The following is a 23,849-nucleotide window of genomic DNA, read 5'->3' on the forward strand; positions in this document are numbered from 1 at the left end:
TACAACATGATTCTAAAAGAGGGGAAACCTGTGAAAGTATTAGCATTAACAAAAATCGCAAGCATGGTTGCTGGGGCAAGTGTAGCAATGACTGTATCAGCAGCAGATTTAACATCAGTGACTAAAACTGCAATTGAAAATAACCCAGAAGTTCAGGTGCAATGGTCAAACTTTCTTGAAGCCACTGCGAACCAAAAACAGGCACGGGCAGGTTATTTACCATCAATTGATTTAAATGCAGCGTACGGCAAAGGTAATCGTGAATTCGATGGCGATCGTGGTTGGTTCAATCAAGGTCAGGCAGAAATTGCATTAACGCAAGTTTTGTTCGATGGTTTTCGCATTAAGAGCAAAGTTGAACAAGGCGATTATGCTGCATTAAAACGCTACTATGATTTGAACTCAGGGATTGAACAAAAAGCCCTTGAAGCAACGCAAGCGTATTTAGATGTGCAACGTTATCGCGAATTGGTACGTTTGGCAGAAGGAAATTTTGCAAATCATCAACGTGTGTATAATCAAGTCTTACAACGTACTAATCAGGGTGTAGGTAATAAAGCCGATTTGTCTCAAATTACTGGTCGTTTATCGCTGGCACAAACCAACTTGATGACTGAACAAGCCAATTTGAATGATGTATCTGCACGTTTTGCGCGAATTGTAGGTGTTGAGCCAAGTAGTAATCTTGCGCCAGTAAGTGTGAATGTGGCACTGCCAAACAACACACAAGAAGTCGTTACTGCTGCGTACAACAATAACAACAGTTTAAAAGCTGCGTTAAGTGAAATGCAATATGCACGTGCAAGTGCGCAAGAATTCAAAGCCAATATGTACCCGAAACTGTCGTTTGTGGCGCGTACTGGTTTATATCAAAACCGTAATAGTTTTGATGAGCGTAGCAATCCTGATAACGATAAATATGGGCAAGATAGTGCAGTTGAATTAAGACTCAACTACAATCTATTCAATGGATTTGCCGATAGAGCAGCCATGAATGCTGCCAATGCACGTGTTTCATTATCCGATGATTTGAAAAACAAAGCATGTGTCGATATTCGCCAAACTTCTACCGTGGCTTATAACAACGTGAATAACTATAGCAGTCAGTTGCAATGGTTACAGCGTCATCGTGATGAATCTGCTTCAGTTGTAAAAGCTTATAATGATCAGTTTGATATTGGCCGTCGTACATTACTTGACGTTCTTGACTCAGAAAACGAAGCATTTCAAGCCAATCGTGCTTATGTCACTACGCAATACGACTTGAAAGTTGCACAATTCCAAACACTGTATAGCACTGGTCAATTGTTGCCTGCACTCGGTATTCAACGTGATAATTTACCTGCTGTATCAGACGTGAGTCAGCGTGAAATTAATGCAGCGAATATGTGTTCTGCGAACGTGCAAGCACAAGTTGCTGAATAATGAAAGTATGAAATGAAAAATAGGGTGCAACGTGTGCCCTATTTTTGTTCGTAAAATATACATTTTATATAAGAGAAGTTCTTGTTATTGAGCAGTTGAAAGCAATACATTAATTAGACCTCTTTCATAACCACCTATAGTTCCCCCTTAAAAAGGGGGATGAGGAATATATTCCGCAAGTGGGGTTTAAAAACTTATGAGAGAGGTCTATTAATAGCAAGTTTTAGTTCAAAAAATCAAAATGCATTTTGACCCATGGTGAATAAGTGACAACACAAATATTTGACCCTTTAGCGTTATGCCTGATTCGGGTGGCTAAAGATTATGAGGTAAGTATTACCCAAGAAGGGCTACTTTCTGGCTTGCCTTTGCCCAATGGTTTACTAATTCCGAGCTTTGTTGCACGTGCGGCAGATCGTGTCAGTTTGACTAGTAGTGTGGTGCAGCAAGGTTTAACGCAGTTAAATCATTTTGTGTTTCCTGCGATCCTATTGTTAAGAAATAATACAGCGTGTGTGTTGTATCGAATTGATCATGAGCAGAAACTAGCAACCGTTTATTTCCCAGAATTAGCCGATACAGTTAAGCAAATTCCAATTGCAGAATTGCAAGCGCAATATGTCGGTTCAGTGATTTATTTGCAACAACGTCAGTTTATTGTCGATAACAAACTGAAAATGGAAAAAAATCAGCAGCACTGGTTTTGGCGTGTGATCCGTGAACATCGTCCCATTTATAAGGATATTTTGCTCGCGGCATTATTTGTCAATATTTTTGCCTTGTGTACGCCATTTTTTGTCATGAATGTTTATGACCGCGTGGTGCCAAACCATGCGCTAGATACTTTATGGGTGTTGGCACTCGGCATCATGATTATTGTCTGTGCCGATTTTATTTTAAAATTGGTGCGCAGTTATTTTGTCGATCTTGCAGCGACACGTGCAGACAATAAATTATCTGCTTATATCATGGAAAAAGTGCTCGGTCGGCGGATGGAGCAGAATAATATGTCGGTTGGTATGACGGCATCGAATATTCAATCCTATGAGTCGATTCGTTCATTCACCAGTTCATTGACTGTGGTTTCCTTGATCGATCTGCCATTCTTTGTGTTGTTCCTCGCGGTGATTTGTATAATTTCTTGGGTGTTTGTGATTCCGTTGCTGATTGCATCCTTGATTATTTTATTGTATGCGTTGTCGGTACATGTCAGTATGAAAAAACTGTCGGATGCCATGTCTGAAGCCTCACAACAACGCCAAGCCTTATTGATCGAAACCCTCAATAATCAGGAAACGATTAAGAGCTTTAATGCCAATGGGCGGATGCAAACCTTGTGGGAAAAAGCCACACGTTTTACTGTGCATTATTCTGCCAAGTTACGTTTTGTCGGGGGGACGGTCGGTAACTTTGCGGCATGGGTGCAACAAACAGCCAGCGTCGTGATTATTTTAATCGGTGTGTATTTGATCGCGGATGGACAATTATCACAAGGCGCATTAATTGCTTGTTATTTGTTATCAACACGTGCTTTAGCGCCGATCGCGCAGGTCGCAGGTTTACTCACGCAATATTATCAGGCATCCAGTGCATTAACGATGTTGAACCAAACTGTGGAATCTGAACAAGAACGTGAGAATCTAAAAGGCTGGGTCAGTCATACGAATCTTGCAGGCAATATCGAATTTAAACATGTCAGCTTGCGTTATCCGAATGAATCGCGTTCCGCATTAGATGATATTTCATTTTCGATTCGCGCAGGCGAGAAAGTGGCGATTTTGGGTAAAGTCGGTTCGGGTAAAAGCTCGATTGAAAAAATATTACTCTCGCTTTATCGTCCAACAGAAGGCGCGGTATTTATTGATCAAACCAATATTGCACAGATTGATCCTGCTGAATTACGGACTCAAATTGGCTATATTCCACAAGATATTGATTTATTGAATGGTACGGTGTTGTCGAATATTGTGTTGGGCAATCCGCATGTGAGCCGAACCGTACTAGAACAAAGTTTGGTGATTTCAGGTTTAGGACAAATTCTTAAAGCACATGAAGATGGTTTGTCTTTGCAAGTGGGTGAGCGAGGGCACAAGTTGTCGGGCGGGCAACGTCAAGCAATCGCAGTCGCACGTGCAATTGCTCAAAATGCGAAAATTTTGATTTTTGATGAGCCGACCAGTGCGATGGACACACCATTGGAAAATCATGTGATTCATCATTTAAAACAATACATGACAGCCCAACACACATTGATCTTGGTCACGCATAAACCTGCTTTATTGGCTTTGGTCGATCGAATTATCATTCTTGAAGATGGCAAGATCATTGCAAATGGCGATAAAGAAACGGTCTTGAAAACGATGTTTCCTCAACAAGAAAAAGCTGCAGGAGTAACGTCGTGAGCGAAGAACAAAACAAAACCAATCGCGAGAAATTATTTCAAGGCGTAGGCAAAAGTATCGAAAACTCTGAAAAGGTGATGAATCCTTTTTTCGGGCGTTTGCGTTTGTTTAAACAATATCAACCTGCCGATGCAAATGATTGGCAACGTCAGGTTAAGGAAGTCACGCAATCACAAAAACCGCTCAAGACTCGAATGACGCTTTATATCATTGCAGTGACTTTTGTCGGTCTGTTACTTTGGGCAGGTTTTGCCAAAGTCGATGAAATTACCCGCGGTGAAGGAAAAGTGATTCCTTCTCAACAGATGCAAGTTATTCAATCGGTCGATGGCGGTGTGGTTGAAAAAGTCTATGTTCAAGAAGGGCAACATGTCAAAAAAGGTGATTTATTAATTCGTATTGATCCAACCCGTTTTACTTCTAATTTGAATGAAATCAATGCCAAGATTTTCGCCTTACAAACCAAAGCAAGACGTTTAAGCGCACAGGTCAGTGGCTCAGGTTATACTTCTGGCAGCGTGCCAGCCGGTGTTTCACCTGATGCGGCCGCAATCATTATGGCGCAAGAAAGCCAGTATTATGCGGAAAGTTTGCGCGAACTGAGCCAAAGAACGATGACCAATCAAGGTACGGTTTCGACTCGTCAACAGGAATCGCAACGTGCTCAAGCTGCACTCGGACAAGCTGAAAGAGCCTATCAACTTGCAGTGCGTGAACTCAATACCACACGACCTTTGTTAAAGACTGGTGCGGTGTCGGAAATGGATATTTTGCGTTTAGAGCGTGATGTCTCCAATGCCGATGGTGAGCGTAAGCAGGCAGCAGCAAACTTACGTGGTTCGCAAGCCTCAATCGGCGAAGCGCAATCAAGAACCTCTGAAGCTGCGGTCAGTTTGAAAAACCAATGGCGCAATGAATTAGCAGAAGCGCAAGCGCAGTTGGTGAGTTTAAAAGAAAGTATTTCAGGCGTAGCAGACCGAGTGAAAACCACCGATATTCGTTCACCGACCAATGGTATCGTGCAGAAAATTTTCTTTAATACCATTGGTGGGGTTGTGAAACCAAGCGACCAAGTGGCGGAAATTGTGCCTTTAGATGGTCAATTGATCGTTGAGGCAAAAGTATCGCCGAAAGATATTGCCTTTGTACGACCAGACTTGCCTGCGGTAATTAAATTTACCGCCTATGATTTTTCGATTTATGGCGGAATGGATGCGAAGGTGAAACACATTAGCCCAGACACATTTACCGATGAGAAAGGCAATATGTTTTATATTGTCCGTGCAGTGACTGATAAACCAACGTTTGGTAAAGGATTATCCGTGATTCCCGGCATGACCGTTCAATTGGATATTATGACAGGGAAGAAAACTATTCTTTCTTATCTGCTTAAACCAATTCTTAAAGCGAAAAATAATGCCTTAACCGAACGTTAAGTCGAATAAAAACCGAAATCTCTTAAAATCCCTCTTTTGAAAAGAGGGATTTTTGATTTATAAAGTAAATTTTAAACGCGCGAAATTTACATTTTATTGAAGCAGATAAAAAATCTAAATTCATTTTTAGTTTTTTCCAGTGCCAAAATGTTGCACCCAATACGTTCGATGAGTTACATCATTTCGAACGCAGGTAATCGCATAATCTTTAAATTGGGGTTTCATTAAGTTATCGCAATGTCCGGGACTGAGCGCCAGCCAATTTTCTAAAACTTGTTTTAGGTTGCTTTGACCTGTTGCTAAATTTTCCCCACCACCACCTTTGTATCCTGTTTTTTTAATACGAGCTCTCAGATTTTCACCACTTCGACCGACATGACTTAAAATCTGACGTTGCGAAATATCCAGCGCATGTGCAGTTGAACTTGTTTGTAATTGATTATTCCATTTTAGCGAGTGGGTAGCCGAGTAAGCTATTTTTCCACATTGTTGCGGTTGATGCCGAATCACGTTAATGGCATTTAAAACGGCTTGCTGATATTGTGGATTTTGAATGTCATCACAAGAAATATTCGCAAAAGATGCTAAATTTTGTTCAGGCGAATTTTGAGTTTGTGATGGCGTAGATTGAGCCATGCTTTTATTAAAATGATTCTGCAAAGCCTGTTGCGGTTGAGGATTCGAACAGCCAGAAAGAAAACAACACAGACCACATGCAAAAAAATGATAAGCAATGTTTTTCATGGTGATCCTATTTTTAATTTTTAACTGATAAAATTATAATCCAATCGCTACATACTGAATATGAAAATTCAGGAATTAAAGCTTTGATAAAAACAATAGACCTCTTTCATAACCCCCTATAGTTCCCCTTTGAGAAGGAGGATGAGGAATATATTCCGCAAGAGGGGTTTTAAAGACTTATGAAAGAGGTCTAGTATAAACTGAATGAAAACAATCTGATGTTTCATAAGCTATTAATTTCATTTGCCGAATGAATACGCATTTCAAGCAAAATCTAACTCTTTTATTAACTAAATCGTAGTAAGATTCAAAACACTAAAAATTAACGAATTAAATTTCATTTGGAAAATTTGGTCATGAAAATTGTCGCAGATGAAAATTTGGCCTTTACTGATTATTTCTTTGCCGAGTTTGCGGAAATTCAGCACAAAGCAGGCCGCACATTAAGCCATGTTGATGTAAAAGATGCCGATGCTTTGCTTATTCGTTCGGTCACTTTGTTAGCGGCAGTGTAAAAATGACCCCCTAATGGCATTTAAAAACTGACCCCCTTGGTTAATATAGCGGTCATTTTGGACTGCTCAACATGTTAACTTTGGAGCAAGCAGTGACAATCCAAATACTTCATCAACAATGTAAATCTATTAAAGCCATTAGTCGTGAACTGGGGGTGTCCAGAAATACCGTACGTAAATATTTACGGCAAAACACCACACCTCAGTATCAGCGTATACAGCCTAGAATAAGTATCCTTGACCCATATAAACCCGGTGGTGTTTCAAAAAGTATGCTAGTTAATTCTGTCAATAGAGAAATTGAAAATAAGTAAATTAAATTCACTATATTTTTAATGCTTTATGAGATTTCAATTGTGGTTAAAATATAATCAGCATACTTTTTGAAACACCACCTAAACCTTATTTACTCCAACGTGTAAATGCAGCTCATCCTGAATGGATTCCTGCTGTCGTGCTCTACCAGGAAATTTTAAGGTTGGGATATCCAGGAAAGATCAGGATCTTGAGGGAATATCTTGCAACAGGCTTTGTTGCACAAACCTATCTGTAAAGGGTTTTTCAGCGATATAATTTTCAAATGAAGAAGCCTACACACAAAATCTACCGCACAACCAATTGGCCCGCATATAACCGAGCACTCATGAGTCGCGGAAATATTGCCATTTGGTTTGATCCTGCTACGCAATGGTATGCGCCATCAAAAGGCAAACAAGGGCGAAATCAAACCTACTCCGACGCAGCCATCCAATGCTGCTTAATGATTAAATCCTTATTCCGTCTGTCTTTACGTAGGGTCACTGGCTTTGTGCAAAGTCTGATTAAACTTTGCGGATTAAATTGGATAGCTCCAGATTACACCACGCTTTGTAGAAGACAAAAGCATATTGATATTGTAATCAGCTACCAAAAAAGTAGCGATGGGCTGCATCTACTCATGGACTCTACAGGCATGAAGTTTCTAGGTGAGGGCGAATGGAAACGCAAGAAACATGGACCTGAATATCGTCGCCAATGGCGTAAATTTCATATTGGTATAGATGCTAAAACCCTGCAAATACGAGCAGTTCAGCTTACAACCAATAATGTCAGTGATTCACAGGTGCTTGGTGATTTACTTAATCAGATTCCACAAGATGAGCGGATTGACTCTGTTTATACCGATGGAGCTTATGACACCAAGCAATGCCGTCAGGTCATTGCAGATCGGCAAGCGCATGCGGTGATTCCACCTAGAAAAAATGCGAAACCATGGAAAGATACAAAGAGTAGCTCGCTAGAGCGAAATGAATTACTTCGAACAATTAAACGTTTAGGCAGGACACTATGGAAAAAATGGTCAGGCTATCATCGGCGAAGTTTGGTTGAAACTAAGATGCATTGCATCAAATTATTAGGAGATAAACTCAGTGCAAGGAGTTTTGATAGCCAAGTGAATGAGATCCATGCACGTGTAGCAGTCCTTAACAGATTTACGGAATTAGGTCGACCACTTACCCAAGTTACGCCTTAAATTTGGCTCAATTAGGGGCGCTTTGCATTTCAAATCTTTGTGCAACAAAGCCCCTCAGCTATAAAAGTATATTGGCAACTTGCATGGAAAGAGTTGGAGTTGGGCAGAATTAGCATTAATGAGTTCAAGCGCTATAAAAGATAATTATATTGATGAGCAAAAGCTAATGCAATTTGATGGTTGCTTAGCTCATTTATTATTAAATTGTACAATTGATCAGTTAAATGAACTTGAATACCTACCTGATTTTTTAGAAAAATTACAATTTCTTATATCTAACAGTGCTCTTCTATATATTTTAGGATACGAAGATAAGTTGAAAGAGGAATTCAATCAGACATCATTAGATGATTTTGTGAAGACATTGTTTCTATGCCGAGATACTGATACTAGACATCCTACATCCCAAATTTTAGAGACATTAGGAAAGTCCATTATTTACACTACAAAAGTAGCAGGATGTGAATTTAAAGCTCAATTCCCAAATCGCTCTCCTTATATTGAATTGTCTGAATCTATTTTGACTACAATCGAAAACTTTTTTTCGACTAATCCAATTGATAATGTTCTTACAAAAATTAGCTCATTAAGCATGAATATTATTGGGGATGATGATGAAAATTGCACTATAACACATGAGTTTAATAAATCCCCCAAAGGATGGGGTGTAGATATTTTTTGCTCTCACTTTAATTGGGAGTATTTAGATCAAAATAGGCAAGAGATATTTTTTGAATGGTTTGTCCAATTCATAATAGAATGTTTGATATGTGCTGAATTAGCAGGAGACTTTCACTTGGGATATGCTAGGCAGCTAACCGATAAAAGTTCTCTGCTATTTGATTTGGCGTTTTAAAATCCAAACTCTTTTGAATTCTTCGCTGATTATAAAATAACACAATGTATTTTGTAATATCTGCTTTAGCTTCATCTCTGGTTTTATAGTTGCAATGATGCACTAATTCATTCTTGAGTATGCCCCAGAAACTTTCAATCGGTGCATTATCGTAACAGTCCCCACGTTTGCTCATTGAACCTTGAAAATCACATTTTTCCAGTATCTTTCGATATTCATGGCTGCAATATTGGCTGCCTCTGTCCGAATGAACAATTAAGCCTTTCGTTGGTTTTTGATTACGAATCGCCATAGTCAGTGCATTGCAAACAAGTTGTGCGGTCATACGCTCATTTAAGCTATAGCCAACCACTTGTTTCGTGTACAGGTCTTTTACTGCTGCCAAGTATAACCAACCTTCAGCAGTCCAAATGTATGTAATATCGCTTGACCATGCAAGATTGGGCTTAGTCATTGAAAACTGTTGCTCTAGTAAATTTGCGTAGATCGCTCGATTATGATCACTCTTCGTAGTTCTTTTGAAACGCTTATGACGCTTACAATACAGCTGGTTGAGCTTTTTTATTTGACGTACAGCATACGTACTGATTTTGATACCTTGCGCTTGTAAATGCTTAGTTAATCGAATATAGCCATAGCTTTGTTTAGTTTCCTCATGAGCTATTTTGACCAAAATTGTCTGTTGATTTCGCTGAACCAATCTTTTATTCATGCCTCGTTTTAGCCAATCATAAAATCGTGACACTGAAACGTGAAGTAATCTAGCCATAAAGCTAATCGGGAATAAATGTCTTTGCTGTTTCATATAGGCGTACCTTACTGACTTTCTTTCGCAAAGTACGCTGCTGCCTTTTTTAGAAATTCACGTTCCATTTCAGCTGTTTTGAGCTGTTGTTTGAGCTTTTTATTTTCTTCGAGTAAGGCATTTAGATCAGGTGAATATTGTTTAGTGCCTGCTAAGGTGCCAGTCTTTGCTTTATTATTCCAATTTGAAAGAGTTTGCATTGAAATGCCAAGTTGTCTGGCTGTTTCCGATACATTGCCTTGATTGGCTTCAATCAATTTTATTGCTTCAACTTTAAATTCTGCGGTGTAAGTCTTCTGTTTCTTGCTCATGGTAAACTCCTGATGAGTGTCTATAGTTTACCAAGTTAAAACCTCCTGTTTTCTCAGCACACATCAGTTTGGTCAAGGTTTATCATATTCCAAATATTGACGAGTTTTTAGAATCATCTTTTAAAAATGACTTATCAATTACAAGATCAATTGCTTTTAGTACATGTTTTGGTGCGATTTACAATGTTATGGGAAGAGATGCCCATAAAAATGTCTTAGATTGCCTTAATGGTAATAAAGGAACTAGATTCGAACTAATTAGAAAATTGTGTTGGGATGAAAAAAATCCTAAAAATATGCAAAACGAAGCTAAAAAAATTCAGATGGGGGATCACAAAAATACTCCAGATTTTGAAAATCTAGATTCTATACGCCATGATCAAATTGCTATTACTACTCTTATAAAACCTGAATTATGGGATGAAGCAGGATGGTACGGTTTAGCTTTTATGTGTTTCGTAGATAGCCCTCCTATTATCTGTTTAATTTTTAAGAAAGAAGGAGGAGAAAATGTCTTTATGGATTTATACGAGCAATTAGGTCAGGTTGATAATTTGGAAAGACTTAGATTTTCTATAATAAGAGGGGTATCTAAAGATAATCCATATCATTATAGAGTTTTGATAACAGAAAATATTATGATTAATGATAGATATAAACTTATGACTATGCTTAGCCGTATTCATGAGATGACGCCATCTTCAAATCAAAATTGGAGTAACTTTGAAAAAGAATATAAGAAATATGGCTCATATAAGTTAAGTTTCGGTGCATTTTTTAATGGTCAATTTTATCCATATCCACAATTTGAAAAGTTTTCTATTAAGAAGAAAGAACTTATTATTAAAAATGCTTGGGAAGTTGGAGTTAATGATATTGAGAAAATTGTATTAAGGCATGATGATGAGCCTTTAATTCCAAAAGATGTTGAATATATTCCTTTTTGCGAGCTTTTTGAAAAGTAAATATAAGCCATTGGACTGTATTTCAATATACTTAAAGTGTACTAGCTCAAACCTGATCTGACAGTTACCCATTTTTTATTGTGACTATCCGATCAAGTCTGATCTAATACATATTATCTATTCAATTTGTTTGCTATATCTATATATTTATCATAACCTTAAGCTCAGTCTTTAATAATCTTCTTTTAGATAACTTTTTAGCCTATTTTGCACTAATTTTTCAGTTATATTCTCCTTGTAGCTAAAGTAGATAATCTCCACACCATTCGCTTTACTGAGTTGAAGCTTTTCCTTATCCCTTTGCTTTGTCCGTTTTAAGCCTTCTTCTCCACCGAACAGATCGACAGCTATATAATGTTGTTGCCCTTGGTACTCAATCGCTAAATTTAGCTCAGGGATATAGACATCAAACCTTTGTCGATTCAACCAACTTGGTGATGTTTCTCTTTGAACTGAGTATTGAGGAAGTAGCAGATTTATGTAGTTGAACAATAAGGTTTCATTGACCCACTTTTCACCTATTCTTGCTACACCTTTTAACCCTCTGATGTGGTTTTCCGCATCTCTTTCACTGATACCTTCCTGTAAAGCATGTTTAGCAATATACGCACCATATCTGGCTTTAAAAGCCGAGCCATACATTTTGTGGCAATAGATTAAATCTGAATTGGTATTGGTACAGATGTGGCAAATCGAATCTTTAAAAGATTTATATTCTAACGAATATTTAAGGTGAGTGTGCCGTACCGCCTGACCAACTTGATCTTTAGCAAGAGTATCCTTAAAACATGAGCAAAAGAAACTTTCCCCTGTTATTTTGTTATAAAAAGTTTGTCGCCACTCCCAAACACCCAATTTAGACGGTAATAACTCAATCGGTGGTGTTATTTGTGAATAGAGTTTTTTTAGTAAATCTAGTGGAATTTCGATAGAAAGAAGCCGTATTGATGTTTTGTTTTTGGTTTTCAGCTTACTATTCTTGATTTTGAATTTTTGGGTAATACCACCGCCATATTGGAAATCATTCAAGGTCACAAACGAAGGAACCTTGATGTCCGTAACCTCAAGATCGGTGTCTATATCGCTATGAACCGTACCGGGTTTGTCGGAGACTTTTTTATTTAAGTTAGGCCACCTGACCTAACGGGTTAATCTTATCATAGTACATTGCTTCAAACTCAAAAGGCGATACATAACCCAGTGCACTGTGTACACGCTTTTTGTTGAACCAATCTACCCAATTTAATGTCGCAAGTTGTACATCCGCTAAACCTTGCCAATCTGCTTTTAAATATTCAATCACCTCTGTTTTGTATAAGCCATTCACCGTTTCAGCCAAAGCATTATCGTATGAATCACCGGTCGTACCGACTGATGCTCGTAAATTTGCTGCTTCTAAACGATTGGTATAACGAATGGAAAGATATTGCACGCCTCTGTCACTATGATGAATCACGTTCTTTGGCATGCCTCGATCATGCAATGCTTGCTCTAATGCATCGAGCACCATATCTGTATTCATTCGTGTAGATACTTTCCATCCAACAATGGCTCGTGAGAACACATCAATAATAAAGGCGGTATAGACCCAGCCTGAATTTGTTTGAATATACGTGAAGTCAGCGACCCACAGCTGGTCAGGCTGATCAGCACTAAAATTACGTTTCACTAAATCATCTGCCCGTTTTTGGTCATCTCGGTTACGGGTGGTTTGTTTATTCTTACCACGCCAAACACCTTGTATACCTAGCTTTTGCATCAATCGAGCAACTGTACAACGTGCAATCACATAGCCTTCACGTTTCAGTTGTTGCCAGACCTTACGCACACCATACCGACCTGAACTTTCCTTCCAAATTCGTTTAATTTGTTCAGCATGATGAAGGTCATGCAGATCCCGTTTCGCTCGATGTTCTGGATTGTCCGCGAGATCTAAAGTCCGGTAATAGGTTGAAGGTGCGATCGGTAAAATTCTACAAATCGCATCAACACCATATAAGTCTTTATTGTTATGGATGAAATCCACCATTATTTGTGTGGGCGGTCGAGCTCCGCCTGGGCGAAAAAAGCGGCTGCTTTACGTAGAATTTCATTGGCACGCTTTAATTCTTTAATTTCACGTTCCATTTGCTTCATTTTTTCTTGGTCAGATACCTGTTGTACTTTGGCGGGATTTTGTTGATCTAAGTATTTTTGATACCAAACACGTAGTGTTTCAGGAGTACAGCCAATTTTAGGAGCAATTGCGGAAACTGCTGCCCAATTCGATGGATAATCTTTTTCAGATTCAATTAGTAATTGAACCGCTCTTTCTCTAATTTCGGGGGTATAGTTTGGTTTTTTCATCGGAATAGTCTCTCAGAATATTGACTCTCCGACAAACCCGGTACGGTTCACTACTCATATCGAATTCAACATAAGGTAATATCAACTTCCCCGTGTCTATATACTCTTGTAGAGATAAATGGGCATCATAATATTCAGGGTAAAATCTATGCCTTACATCCGTGATCACGATTGAATCAGGAGTGCTCAGAAAGTGTCTAATAGTTTCATATAAATCTTCAAAAATTGTTGTTTTTTTTCGTGCAAGATTTTTCAAACATAATTCTAAAAAGTGATCTTCTGAAAACTCGTATCTCAATTCCATATTATCTTCCTTGCTAATTTCAAATATAACTAAAAGAATATTTAGATTGATTTTTATTAAAATTATTTAATAGACCTCTTTCATAAATCAAAAAATGATCTTCTTTTTGGTTGATATTTGCACTCCGGATTTCTTAGCATTCGTGCATAATCTGCGGATGAAATACATCGATTCAAACAAGCTTTCTGATCCTCAGTTCAAGCGATACACTGGCATCTCATGGTCAACCTTCTATTTAATGGTTGAGCAATTGAAGAAACTTGTTCCTACTAAAGGCAGACCGCCCAAGTTAAGCCTGGAAGACCAGATTCTGCTCTGTCTAAGCTATTGGCGGGAATACCGAACCTTATTTCACGTTGCAACGAGTTACGGGGTTTCAGAGCCCACAGCCTCAAGAATTGTCCGTCATGTTGAAGACTGCCTGATTCAGTCCAATCTTTTTAATTTACCCAAAGATTTACCCGAGGGCGAAGGCATAGACTGGAATGTTGTGATCGTGGATGCCACAGAAATCCCAATACAAAGGCCTAAAAAAACAGAAGAAAAGCTATAGCGGCAAGAAAAAGACCCATACCTTCAAAGTACAGGCCATGATTCACTACAAGACTCAGCAAATACTGAGTTTATGTACCAGTCGCGGTGCTGTACATGATTTCGAGCTATTTAAAAGAAACATAAAGCTGATTCCTTCAGAAGCCTTTGTTCTTGCAGATAAAGGCTATCAGGGTATTTATGCTCTGCATCCGAATAGTCTGTTACCTTTAAAAGCCAAAAGACGTTGTAAATTGGATCCTGAACTAAAAATCTATAATCAGGAAATCAATAAAAGAAGAATAGGAATTGAGCATGTATTTGGCAGGCTTAAAACCTTCAAAATCTTTGCTGAGCGTTATCGAAATAGAGGTAAAAGACTCGGTTTGAGATTCAATTTAATTGCTGGAATCTATAACTTGGAGCTGAGTAAAAAATGATTTATGAAAGAGGTCTAATAAAATCAAGTAAATTACTTTCAATATTCTTGCTACTTTTCACTTCGGTTATTTATAGGAGGATTACCATTGCTTTTTATTCTTATCTTTAACCTCTGATAACTCATTTTCTAACTCTATCCTGAGCTTCTTAAAGTTTTATATCACGAATAGGTTGATTAATACTACTTCCAAATGGAACTAATCAATCATTTAGAGATATGTATTTTATGAAAAAATTCCTCATTATTTGAAAGAAAATTTTTTAACATATTCTTTAAATGAGGGTGCATATATTAAGAATCCAAATTTCACTAATTCTAAAAATGTATTCAAATTGAGTTTTCAATTTTGTAAGGTTGATGTATTAAAAAATCCTGATAATAAAGAGCTATTCGTTAAAAACTATCTTGATCAAAGACAAAGATTGTATTTAAAGATTTCAGAGAAAATTTGGGGGGATTTTTGGAAATAAGATTTTCTAAATGAATTCTATACACATAAGGGTTTGTAATTATATTGCAAGCTTAATTTTCAATAAAAAAATAGAGCCATTAGGCTCTATTTTTTATGCTTTAGCATAGCTGATTAAGTTTGTAACAATCTCGAAATATGTGTCAAAAATCTCGCATTATCTGTCATTCAGCGACGACAAATGATTTACCAGCTTAAAGCTCCGCCAGTTTGATAGTCTGTAACGCGCGTCTCAAAAAAATTCTTTTCTTTGCGTAAATCCATCATTTCTGACATCCACTGGAATGGATTATTTGCGCCCGCAAATTGTTCAGGCAAGCCCAATTGTGCTAGGCGACGGTTCGCAATGAATTTTAAATATTCTTCCATCATCGCAGCATTCATACCCAATACACCGCGTGGCATCGTGTCACGTGCATATTCAATTTCAAGCATGGTTCCTTCAAGAATCATTTGAATAATTTCTTCTTGGAATTCTGCAGTCCAAAGATTTGGGTTTTCATTTTTGATTTGGTTAATCATGTCGATACCAAAATTCAAGTGCATGGATTCATCACGTAAAATGTATTGGAATTGCTCTGCAACACCATTCATTTTATTACGACGCCCCATTGACAGGATTTGGCTAAAGCCACAGTAGAAGAAGATACCTTCTAATACACAATAGAATGCAATCAAATTACGAAGCAAAATTTGGTCGTTTTCAGGCGTTCCTGTTTGGAATGTAGGATCACTTAAAGATTGGGTATACTTTAAGCCCCACGCTGCTTTACGCGCAACTGATGGAACTTCACGGTACATATTGAAGACTTCACCTTCATCCATACCTAAAGATTCAATGCAGTATTGATAGGCATGGGTGTGAATGGCTTCTTCAAAAGCTTGACGCAAAATATACTGACGGCATTCAGGATTGGTAATATGACGGTAAATAGCCAAAACCAAATTATTTGCAACCAAAGAATCTGCAGTGGAGAAGAATCCTAGTGAGCGCATGACAATGGTGCGCTCGTCTGGAGTTAGACCGTTTTCAGATTTCCAAAGCGCGATGTCGTGGTTCATGTTGACTTCTTGCGGCATCCAGTGGTTTGCACAACCATCTAGATATTTCTGCCAAGCCCATTCATATTTGAAGGGTACAAGCTGGTTCAAATCAGCACGACAGTTGATCATCGCTTTATCATCAACCTGCACACGTTGTGCACCCATTTCAAGCTCTTCTAAGCCTGGTGCAACGTCTAGCGTTTCTAAGGCAGCAGATGCTCTTGCCAGCGAATCGGTTGAATGTTTTGTTCCACTTTGACTGGTTCGAGCGGGTTGTGTAGTTGCCACATCCGACGATGTGTTGAGTGCATCAGATACCATCTGCGTATTAAGCGCTTTTTGCGTGTCGATGGGCGCAGACTTGTGTTCAGGTGCAGCCGGTTTTTGCGAATCATCTTCGAAATCGTCCCAACTTAGGATAGACATATTAATTCTCTCTTTGTTGCTTATATCCGTTTTCTGACATCTTACAAAGGAGGATGTCTTACTATACGCTCATTATGTGTAAGCAAAATTAAGTTTTGCCAAGGAAAGCACTAAAGCTATTCGATAGGGCAGAAATCCACACTACTTATTTTGCTTACGTTGTTGTTTACGAATGGCTAAAAAGGCGTAGACCATTGGTACATAAAAGACAATAAAGGCCAAGATCAGCACTGCGAGTCCTAACATGTAGTTATGAGTCATATGTTGCATGATCTTTTCCTTTGATTTTATAAAAATGAAAAATCTATGGGTTGAACAAAAGCCTCAATTAAGAGGCTAAAGTTCTTTTGATGGCGTTAGAATTTAAGTATTCCAACTAGAACTATCATAGAGATTACGAACATAATCACTAAACTCATAGATATATTTTCCATTATTGACAAGCCTCACAATCTGGATTGTCAATTGAGCATGCCAATGGTACTGGTGCTGCTTGCGCGAAATCTTCATCAGCAGTTTCAGTTTTCGCTTCAACTACGGGTGCAGCCACCGCAACAGGTGCAGATGTCACAGCACTGTTTTTAACGGCATTCAAAGCACCCGTATTAATGGTTGATTTCTCAGCAGATGTTGCCCCCAATGCACGAAGGTAGTAAGTCGTCTTAAGACCACGTAACCATGCCATTTTGTAAGTCATGTCGAGTTTCTTACCATTTGCACCAGAGATGTAAAGGTTGAGAGACTGTGCTTGATCGATCCATTTTTGACGACGTGATGCAGCATCCACAATCCAACGTGGTTCAACTTCGAACGCGGTTGCAAAGATTGCTTTTAATTCATCTGGAATACGAGAAATCTTTTGAACAGAACCTTCAAAATGTTTCAAGTCATTCACCATCACAGAATCCCAAAGACCGCGATCTTTTAACGCCCGTACAAGGTACGGGTTAATCACTGTGAATTCACCAGAAAGGTTTGATTTCACATACAAGTTTTGGAAGGTTGGTTCGATAGACTGAGATACACCACAAATGTTCGAAATGGTTGCAGTCGGCGCAATTGCCATCACGTTTGAGTTACGCATACCGTCTTTTTGAACTTTGCTACGTAAAGTATCCCAATCCAAACGTGTGGTGCGGTCTACTTCAAACATACGATCTGGACGAGATTTCGCCACGATTTCTAAAGAGTCGATTGGGAGGATACCTTGATCCCAAAGTGAACCTTTAAAAGTCTCATAAGCACCACGTTCAACAGCCAAGTCGCTAGATGTTGAAATTGCGTAGTAAGAAATCACTTCCATTGACTCATCTGCAAACTCAACCGCCGCATCAGAACCATACGCAAGATTCATTTCATACAATGCATCTTGGAAGCCCATGATGCCCATACCCACTGGACGATGCTTCATGTTTGAAGTGCGCGCTTGTGGAACAGCGTAGTAGTTGATGTCAATCACGTTATCCAGCATACGAACCGCAGTTTTTACTGTGCGTGCAAGCTTTTCACGATCGAGTACGCCACCTTTAACGTGTTGTACTAAATTGATTGAACCTAAATTACATACCGCGATTTCATCTTTATTTGTGTTTAAGGTAATTTCAGTACACAAGTTTGAGGAATGCACTACGCCTACGTGTTGCTGTGGTGAACGTAAGTTACATACATCTTTGAATGTGATCCACGGGTGACCTGTTTCAAACAACATCGACAACATTTTGCGCCATAAATCTTTTGCACGAATGACTTTGTGTAGCATGTTGTTTTCTTTCGCAATGCCTTCGTAGTAAGCATAACGTTCAGCAAATTCTGCACCCATCAAATCATGTAGATCTGGTGTTTCAGATGGTGTGAACAATGTCCATTCGCCATCTTCGAAAACACGTTGCATGAACAAATCTGGAACCCAGTTCGCTGTGTTCATGTCATGGGTACGACGACGGTCATCACCAGTGTTTTTACGAAGCTCTAGGAATTCTTCAATGTCCAAGTGCCAAGTTTCAAGGTATGCACAGACTGCACCTTTACGTTTACCGCCTTGGTTCACTGCAACAGCAGTATCGTTCGCAACTTTTAAGAATGGAACAACACCCTGAGATTTACCGTTTGTGCCTTTGATGTAAGAGTTCAGCGCACGAACAGGTGTCCAGTCGTTACCTAAACCGCCTGCCCATTTAGACAACATGGCGTTATCACGCATTGCGCCATAGATGTCATACAAGTCATCATCAATGGTGGTTAAGTAGCAGCTCGACAACTGAGGGCGTAAAGTCCCTGAGTTAAATAACGTCGGGGTAGACGCCATATAGTCGAAGCTTGACAACAAGTTATAGAACTCAATCGCACGATCTTCACGGTTTTCTTCGTTCAGGGTAAGACCCATCGAAACACGCATGTAGAACAATTGTGGTAATTCGAAACGTACACCATCTGAATGGATGAAGTAACGATCAAATAAAGTTTGAAGACCTAAATAGGTAAATTGGTTTGAGCGTTCAGGTTTGATTGCTGCAGCCAATTTTGCAAGGTCAAAGTTAAGCAGTTCTGGAGATAAAAGGTCAAGCTCGATTCCTTTCTTCAAGAAGGTTTCTAAAGCGTCACCCTCAGGGGTATCTGTCGCTAAGCCTAAGAACTCAAGACCCGTTGCAACTAGGTTGTCACGCAGTAAACGTGCAGTCACATACGTGTAGTTAGGTTCTTGTTCGATACGAGTACGTGTTGCCATCATCATGGTGGTTGAGATGTCAGACTCTTTTACACCGTTATATAAGTTTTTAACGGTTTCATCGATGATGGCCTGAACATCAATGCCTTCTAAACCTTCAGCAGCTTTTTCTATATGTGCTTGTAAGGTGCCAAGATCAAGCGGTTGAAGCTGACCATTCGCAGCAGTGATTTGCAAGGTAGGGTGATGATGTGCACCAGTTTGCTTGCGTGCTTCAGCACGTTGGTCGCGATAAATGACGTATGAACGCGCAACTTTTTGTTCACCAGTACGCATAAGCGCAAGTTCAACTTGGTCTTGAATTTCTTCAATATGAATTGTGCCGCCTGACGGTAAACGACGATTAAAGGTATTCATGACCATTTCAGTCAATTGTTCTATACGATCATGAATACGGCTTGAATCAGTACTTTGTCGACCTTCTACGGCTAAAAAAGCTTTACCGATCGCCACAGAAATTTTTTCTGCATCAAAAGCCGCAACATCGCCGGTGCGTTTAATCACCTGAAGTTGTCCAGGAATTGAAGTGATTACGCTCATGTTGGCATAGCTCCATTGTCATCTATTGTTATCTGTGTGAACCGTTTGAACTGGACAATATTTTGTCTCAATATTTGAGGGGAAAACACAAGAAGTAGTGGTTTAAAATCGAATTAGACACAAGATACGGTAAAATTGAGGATAGATCAATATTGACATTTTAGTAAAAATTTTTCTCATATTGAGGCATATAGTTTTGAAAAAAAATCTCTATTTTTATGTTTCTTGTATAAGCCTTATTAGACAAGGGCATAGCATAACAAAGCTGTGATTAAGTGCTTATAGATAACCTTGTGGATAACTAAAAAGACATCAATTAATCACTCATAATCTGAGCAAAAGATTGATGTGTATAGAAAAAGATCATTTTGTAACAAAATACATCAAAAATAGCGAGTTAGGGGAGTGAGATCAAGAAAAGCTCAATCAATTCAATGCATAATAAAAATATAACAAAAAACTACTTTGATGTAGCAGTTTCGTGAATGGTATCTTGTTTACATTGTAAACGTGTGTATATTGCTGAATATATTAAAACGTATCTGTTGGATTTTTAAGGATACCTAAATCCATATTAAGGGGCATTTTATGAGCCAAGAAGAAAAGTTACCTAAAATTTTAATCGTTGAAGACGATGAGCGCCTTGCGCGTTTGACTCAAGAATACCTTATCCGTAATGGATTGGAAGTAGGTGTAGAACCTGATGGTAACCGTGCGATTCGTCGTATCATTGCTGAGCAGCCAGATATGGTTGTGCTTGATGTCATGTTGCCAGGTGCAGATGGTTTAACCATTTGTCGTGAAGTTCGTCCCCACTATCACCAACCTATTTTGATGTTGACTGCACGTACAGAAGATATGGATCAAGTATTGGGCCTAGAAATGGGTGCTGATGATTATGTTGCAAAACCTGTTCAGCCTCGTGTGCTTTTAGCGCGTATTCGAGCATTGTTGCGTCGTACAGATAAAGTGCCTGAAGATGAAGTGGCGCAACGTATCGAGTTTGATGATCTGGTTATTGATAACGGTGGTCGTTCAGTAACATTAAATGGTGAATTGGTTGATTTCACCAGTGCTGAATATGATCTCTTGTGGTTGTTGGCTTCTAATGCCGGTCGTATTTTATCGCGCGAAGATATTTTTGAGCGTTTACGTGGGATCGAATACGATGGTCAAGACCGTTCAATTGATGTGCGTATTTCACGTATTCGTCCAAAAATCGGTGATGATCCTGAAAATCCGAAGCGTATTAAAACCGTACGTAGTAAAGGTTATTTATTTGTTAAAGAAACCAACGGTCTTTAATCGTTCCGCTTATTTGATAGGACACGCTCTTGTTTAAACACAGTATATTTTTGCGTATTTATGCAGGATTGGTAATTTTAGTCGCCTTGGTTGCTTTATTTGCTTACTTATTGGTACAAATTATTAATTATCAGCGTGCGCAAGAATATCGTGAATCGTTAACCGATGGCGTGTCCTATATCATTAGCGAGGGCATTGCACGGCAGCCGAATGAGCAGCAAAAGCTTGATTGGATTTCAGATGCTGCTGATTTGCTTGAATTGCCGATTTATTATGTAGATGCTGCTAAGGTTGAGTTGTCACGAACCGAACAAAAACGAATTTCTAATCGTAAAGCTGTGGTTCGTTATGATGCTGAGAATTCAGCAGCTTCTATCATTATTGGTTTGCAAAAAGATTCTAAGCATTTGCTTTACATTAAAGTGGATAAAATAGGCGAGCGCCAAATGAAAGCGCTGCCTATTTTTATTTTGGATTATCTGGTGTATTACCCAGGTCAAGAAAAAGAATATTTAGCCAAAATTCAATCAAACTTTTCTTATCCTATCGAAATTGTGAAGGTTCAAAGCCTGCCACTTGATTCTGAACAAGTTGGACGACTTCGTTTGGATCACAGCATCATTTTGTATCGTGACAGTGCATCAGTGCGTGGCACAACTATTTCGATTGTTTCGCCAATTCCGAGTTCCCCATCTGAAGTTTTAGTTTTGGGCCCTGTACCGGTTTTTAACTGGATGCCTTTTCAATTGGCAGCTGGCATTACCTTATTAAGTTTGTTTGTCTTGAGCTTAGGCGTGTATGGTCTTTTGGTGCCAATGCAACGCCGTTTACGTGAAGTTAATTATGCCTTACATCGGATGAAATCTGGTGATATGACGTTGCGTTTGCCTGTCGATGGGACAGATGAAATGGCAAGTTTAGCCACCAACTACAATAGTATGTCAGATCATATTTTACGCCTGATCGAAGCGCAACGAGAGTTGATGAGAGCCGTTTCGCATGAGCTGAGAACGCCTGTGGCACGTATTCGTTTTGGTATGGAGATGTTGGCAGAAGAGGAAGATTACGATTACCGCTTGCAGCAAGTTGACATGATTGATAAAGATATTGAAGCACTCAATACCTTAATTGATGAAATTATGACCTATGCAAAACTAGAGCAAGGGACGCCATCTTTAGATTTTGAAAAAATTATTTTATTTGAAGTGCTTGATCAAGTCGTTGTTGAAACTGAAGCATTGAAAACTCAAAAAGAAATTGTGCTACATGCACCCTCTATTGATGTGGTGGTGGATGCTGAACGACGTTATCTACATCGTGTCGTACAAAATTTGGTGGGTAATGCAGTGCGCTACTGTGATCATAAAGTGATTGTAAGTGGTGGAATTGATGATGATGGATATGCTTATGTGCAAGTGGAAGATGATGGCGCAGGCATACCAGAAGAAGAGCGTCAAAGAATATTTGAAGCATTTACTCGTCTAGATGATAGTCGGACACGAGCCTCTGGTGGTTATGGTCTGGGTTTATCTATTGTGAGTCGGATTGCTTACTGGTTTGGTGGGAAAATTGACGTTGATCAAAGTCCAACTTTGGGTGGTGCCCGTTTTACGATGTCATGGCCTTTGAAAATTCAAGGATTTAATCAAACAAAAAAGAAATTGAGTGGGTTTGAAAGAGAGTAAAGATTCTTAAGTGGATTAACCCATGAAAATAAATTTTTGATTAACTTAAGAGTTGAGGTAATAAAAAGCACCATCTGATGGTGCTTTTTATTGTCATTTATTCAAAACTGGTTGCTTCTGGTTCAATAATGCGTTTGCCTTGTTTTAAACTTTCTAAAGCATCTGCATTAAAATCGAGAAGGAGTGCATTATTCTGAGCATCAATAGAATAGCGACTAATCAATTTTTGGTCACCGTTTAAGGTTTCTACTTTGTATTCATCAGCAATGTTTAAAATACTATCAAGATTGGTGGTTGCAGATGCAAAGTCTTGACGAAAAAGTTCATAGACATCACGGAGGTCAAAAATCGCATTTTGAGCATCTGGATGTTTTTCTATATATCCCTCCACATGACGCACTAAAAGTTGTGCGAAGAAAAAATAATTAGGTTTGTGTGTGTATTCTAAGCTCATGTGTTTATTCCTTATTTTTGGTTTTAGGGGTGATTATAGAAATAGCATAAATATCGCAAAAAATGCAGTATGAGATGTGTTGAGTTGCAAAAAAAATACATAAAAGCAGTAAAATTTACCTATCGATTGATATTTAAAATCATTCTTTTTAAATGATGAAAAGTAACATTAATTTTAGATATAAGAGAAAGAAAATGTGCTGTTTAAAAGGGCTGCTTTTAATATGAGAATTGAATGATTCGAAAAGTGTGGCTTAAAATTGGTTTATTTTCACGAAACATTCATAAATATATTTGAATAACTTGAACCCATTAAAAATTACGACTCATCAAATAGCGAAGAAAAAGTTAAAGTGAATATTTAAATGATGGTATTTTTTAATTGAAAGTCATCCAAAAGATTAAATTTTCGTCTATGTTAGATGGTTTTGAAAAAAGTAATCGTTTTTCTTATTTTTATTTAATAAAACGATGAATTAGGTCTTACAGGCTTTAGGCTTTATAAAAAATCAAATATGACTAAAAAATCATCCAAAAGGCTAAGACTTATAAGCTAGCAAGATACATCATCAATCAGGTACAATTGGCGGGATTAATTTTGTGTTTG

Annotated in this window: 18 protein-coding genes, 3 pseudogenes and 1 other annotated feature; of the genes and pseudogenes, 13 read left to right on the plus strand and 8 right to left on the minus strand. The window is 38.5% G+C overall.

Annotated elements, in window-relative coordinates:
• Positions 1-30 precede the first annotated feature (30 nt).
• From H0S58_RS03110 to H0S58_RS03120, 3 genes are all read left to right on the plus strand, one after another.
• Positions 31-1,425, plus strand: coding sequence for a TolC family outer membrane protein (locus tag H0S58_RS03110; protein ID WP_195727119.1), 1,395 nt, complete (start codon positions 31-33; stop codon positions 1,423-1,425).
• A 266-nt stretch (positions 1,426-1,691) separates the two neighbouring features.
• The gene (locus H0S58_RS03115) at positions 1,692-3,827 is read left to right on the plus strand and encodes a type I secretion system permease/ATPase (protein WP_195727120.1); all 2,136 of its coding nucleotides are present in this window, start codon (positions 1,692-1,694) and stop codon (positions 3,825-3,827) included.
• A complete protein-coding gene (locus H0S58_RS03120; protein ID WP_195727121.1) occupies positions 3,824-5,263 on the plus strand; it encodes an HlyD family type I secretion periplasmic adaptor subunit in 1,440 nt (479 codons plus the stop codon). The genes H0S58_RS03115 and H0S58_RS03120 overlap by 4 nt, the downstream gene beginning before the upstream one ends.
• Positions 5,264-5,389: 126 nt before the next feature.
• On the opposite strand, the gene H0S58_RS03125 is transcribed toward H0S58_RS03120, so the two are convergent.
• The gene (locus H0S58_RS03125; protein WP_195727122.1) at positions 5,390-6,007 is read right to left on the minus strand and encodes a CAP domain-containing protein; all 618 of its coding nucleotides are present in this window, start codon (positions 6,005-6,007) and stop codon (positions 5,390-5,392) included.
• A 356-nt stretch (positions 6,008-6,363) separates the two neighbouring features.
• Here H0S58_RS03125 and H0S58_RS03130 point away from each other — a divergent pair.
• The 5 genes and pseudogenes from H0S58_RS03130 to H0S58_RS03150 form a co-directional block, all read left to right on the plus strand.
• Positions 6,364-6,516 (plus strand): annotated as a pseudogene (locus tag H0S58_RS03130) (erythronate-4-phosphate dehydrogenase); the annotation flags it as partial.
• A gap of 77 nt (positions 6,517-6,593) precedes the next feature.
• Positions 6,594-6,770: pseudogene (locus H0S58_RS03135) on the plus strand (helix-turn-helix domain-containing protein); the annotation flags it as partial.
• A 149-nt stretch (positions 6,771-6,919) separates the two neighbouring features.
• Positions 6,920-7,048 (plus strand): annotated as a pseudogene (locus H0S58_RS03140) (IS21 family transposase); the annotation flags it as partial.
• Between the two features lie 54 nt (positions 7,049-7,102).
• Complete coding sequence (locus H0S58_RS03145) at positions 7,103-8,035, plus strand: IS5 family transposase (protein ID WP_195727123.1); 933 nt, start codon at positions 7,103-7,105, stop codon at positions 8,033-8,035.
• Positions 8,036-8,114: 79 nt separating this feature from the next.
• A complete protein-coding gene (locus H0S58_RS03150) occupies positions 8,115-8,891 on the plus strand; it encodes a hypothetical protein (RefSeq protein ID WP_195727124.1) in 777 nt (258 codons plus the stop codon).
• On the opposite strand, the gene H0S58_RS03155 is transcribed toward H0S58_RS03150, so the two are convergent.
• Positions 8,842-10,007 (minus strand): IS3-like element ISAba21 family transposase gene (locus H0S58_RS03155; protein ID WP_085940850.1). Its coding sequence is split into 2 segments (ribosomal slippage): positions 8,842-9,749 and positions 9,749-10,007, totalling 1,167 coding nucleotides; the frame shifts between segments, so codons are not numbered across the junction. The genes H0S58_RS03150 and H0S58_RS03155 overlap by 50 nt on opposite strands.
• Before the next feature lie 68 nt (positions 10,008-10,075).
• On the opposite strand from H0S58_RS03155, the gene H0S58_RS03160 reads away from it, so the two are divergent.
• Complete coding sequence (locus tag H0S58_RS03160; RefSeq protein WP_195727125.1) at positions 10,076-10,972, plus strand: hypothetical protein; 897 nt, start codon at positions 10,076-10,078, stop codon at positions 10,970-10,972.
• Positions 10,973-11,143: 171 nt separating this feature from the next.
• Here H0S58_RS03160 and H0S58_RS03165 read toward each other — a convergent pair whose 3' ends face one another.
• Positions 11,144-12,007, minus strand: coding sequence for a hypothetical protein (locus H0S58_RS03165; protein ID WP_195727126.1), 864 nt, complete (start codon positions 12,005-12,007; stop codon positions 11,144-11,146).
• Positions 12,008-12,098: 91 nt separating this feature from the next.
• A protein-coding gene (locus H0S58_RS03170) for an IS3 family transposase (protein ID WP_195726236.1) occupies positions 12,099-13,318 on the minus strand; the annotation gives its coding sequence in 2 pieces (ribosomal slippage) (positions 12,099-13,042 and positions 13,042-13,318; 1,221 coding nt in all).
• Positions 12,927-13,043 (minus strand) — a sequence feature (AL1L pseudoknot). (Overlaps the previous gene by 117 nt.)
• Positions 13,319-13,716: 398 nt before the next feature.
• Between H0S58_RS03170 and H0S58_RS13875 the strand changes: the two genes are divergently transcribed.
• Entirely contained in the window at positions 13,717-14,175 is a 459-nt protein-coding gene (locus tag H0S58_RS13875; RefSeq protein ID WP_265088218.1) for a transposase family protein, read from the plus strand.
• Positions 14,123-14,593 (plus strand): transposase family protein, encoded by a 471-nt coding sequence (locus H0S58_RS13880; protein ID WP_265088219.1) that lies wholly within the window; start codon positions 14,123-14,125, stop codon positions 14,591-14,593. Before H0S58_RS13875 ends, H0S58_RS13880 begins: the two co-directional genes overlap by 53 nt.
• 657 nt (positions 14,594-15,250) lie before the next feature.
• Here the strand turns inward: H0S58_RS13880 and H0S58_RS03180 are convergent.
• The 3 genes from H0S58_RS03180 to H0S58_RS03190 form a co-directional block, all read right to left on the minus strand.
• Complete coding sequence (locus H0S58_RS03180) at positions 15,251-16,534, minus strand: ribonucleotide-diphosphate reductase subunit beta (protein ID WP_195727127.1); 1,284 nt, start codon at positions 16,532-16,534, stop codon at positions 15,251-15,253.
• A 141-nt stretch (positions 16,535-16,675) separates the two neighbouring features.
• A complete protein-coding gene (locus H0S58_RS03185) occupies positions 16,676-16,804 on the minus strand; it encodes a preprotein translocase subunit YajC (RefSeq protein WP_092717440.1) in 129 nt (42 codons plus the stop codon).
• Positions 16,805-16,967: 163 nt separating this feature from the next.
• Complete coding sequence (locus tag H0S58_RS03190) at positions 16,968-19,799, minus strand: ribonucleoside-diphosphate reductase subunit alpha (RefSeq protein WP_195727128.1); 2,832 nt, start codon at positions 19,797-19,799, stop codon at positions 16,968-16,970.
• Positions 19,800-20,387: 588 nt separating this feature from the next.
• On the opposite strand from H0S58_RS03190, the gene bfmR reads away from it, so the two are divergent.
• Together bfmR and bfmS are read left to right on the plus strand one after the other, a co-directional pair.
• A complete protein-coding gene (gene bfmR, locus H0S58_RS03195; protein ID WP_005104084.1) occupies positions 20,388-21,104 on the plus strand; it encodes a response regulator transcription factor BfmR in 717 nt (238 codons plus the stop codon).
• A 29-nt stretch (positions 21,105-21,133) separates the two neighbouring features.
• Positions 21,134-22,789, plus strand: a complete 1,656-nt coding sequence (gene bfmS, locus H0S58_RS03200) for a sensor histidine kinase BfmS (protein ID WP_227592253.1) — start codon at positions 21,134-21,136, stop codon at positions 22,787-22,789.
• Positions 22,790-22,886: 97 nt separating this feature from the next.
• Here bfmS and H0S58_RS03205 read toward each other — a convergent pair whose 3' ends face one another.
• Positions 22,887-23,243: a hypothetical protein gene (locus H0S58_RS03205; protein ID WP_053578575.1), complete on the minus strand. Its 357-nt coding sequence runs from the start codon at positions 23,241-23,243 to the stop codon at positions 22,887-22,889.
• Between the last annotated feature and the right edge of the window lie 606 nt (positions 23,244-23,849).

Source organism: Acinetobacter sp. TTH0-4 (assembly GCF_015602665.1).
Lineage (GTDB): Bacteria > Pseudomonadota > Gammaproteobacteria > Pseudomonadales > Moraxellaceae > Acinetobacter > Acinetobacter albensis.

What these genes read in the sequence shown, in the direction of transcription:
- H0S58_RS13880 (WP_265088219.1), top strand. Translation starts at nt 14,123, where the DNA reads ATGCCACAGAAATCCCAATACAAAGGCCTAAAAAAACAGAAGAAAAGC.
- bfmR (WP_005104084.1), top strand. Translation starts at nt 20,388, where the DNA reads ATGAGCCAAGAAGAAAAGTTACCTAAAATTTTAATCGTTGAAGACGAT.
- H0S58_RS03185 (WP_092717440.1), bottom strand. Translation starts at nt 16,804, where the DNA reads ATGCAACATATGACTCATAACTACATGTTAGGACTCGCAGTGCTGATC.
- H0S58_RS13875 (WP_265088218.1), top strand. Translation starts at nt 13,717, where the DNA reads ATGATCTTCTTTTTGGTTGATATTTGCACTCCGGATTTCTTAGCATTC.
- H0S58_RS03145 (WP_195727123.1), top strand. Translation starts at nt 7,103, where the DNA reads ATGAAGAAGCCTACACACAAAATCTACCGCACAACCAATTGGCCCGCA.
- H0S58_RS03125 (WP_195727122.1), bottom strand. Translation starts at nt 6,007, where the DNA reads ATGAAAAACATTGCTTATCATTTTTTTGCATGTGGTCTGTGTTGTTTT.
- H0S58_RS03190 (WP_195727128.1), bottom strand. Translation starts at nt 19,799, where the DNA reads ATGAGCGTAATCACTTCAATTCCTGGACAACTTCAGGTGATTAAACGC.
- H0S58_RS03180 (WP_195727127.1), bottom strand. Translation starts at nt 16,534, where the DNA reads ATGTCTATCCTAAGTTGGGACGATTTCGAAGATGATTCGCAAAAACCG.
- H0S58_RS03205 (WP_053578575.1), bottom strand. Translation starts at nt 23,243, where the DNA reads ATGAGCTTAGAATACACACACAAACCTAATTATTTTTTCTTCGCACAA.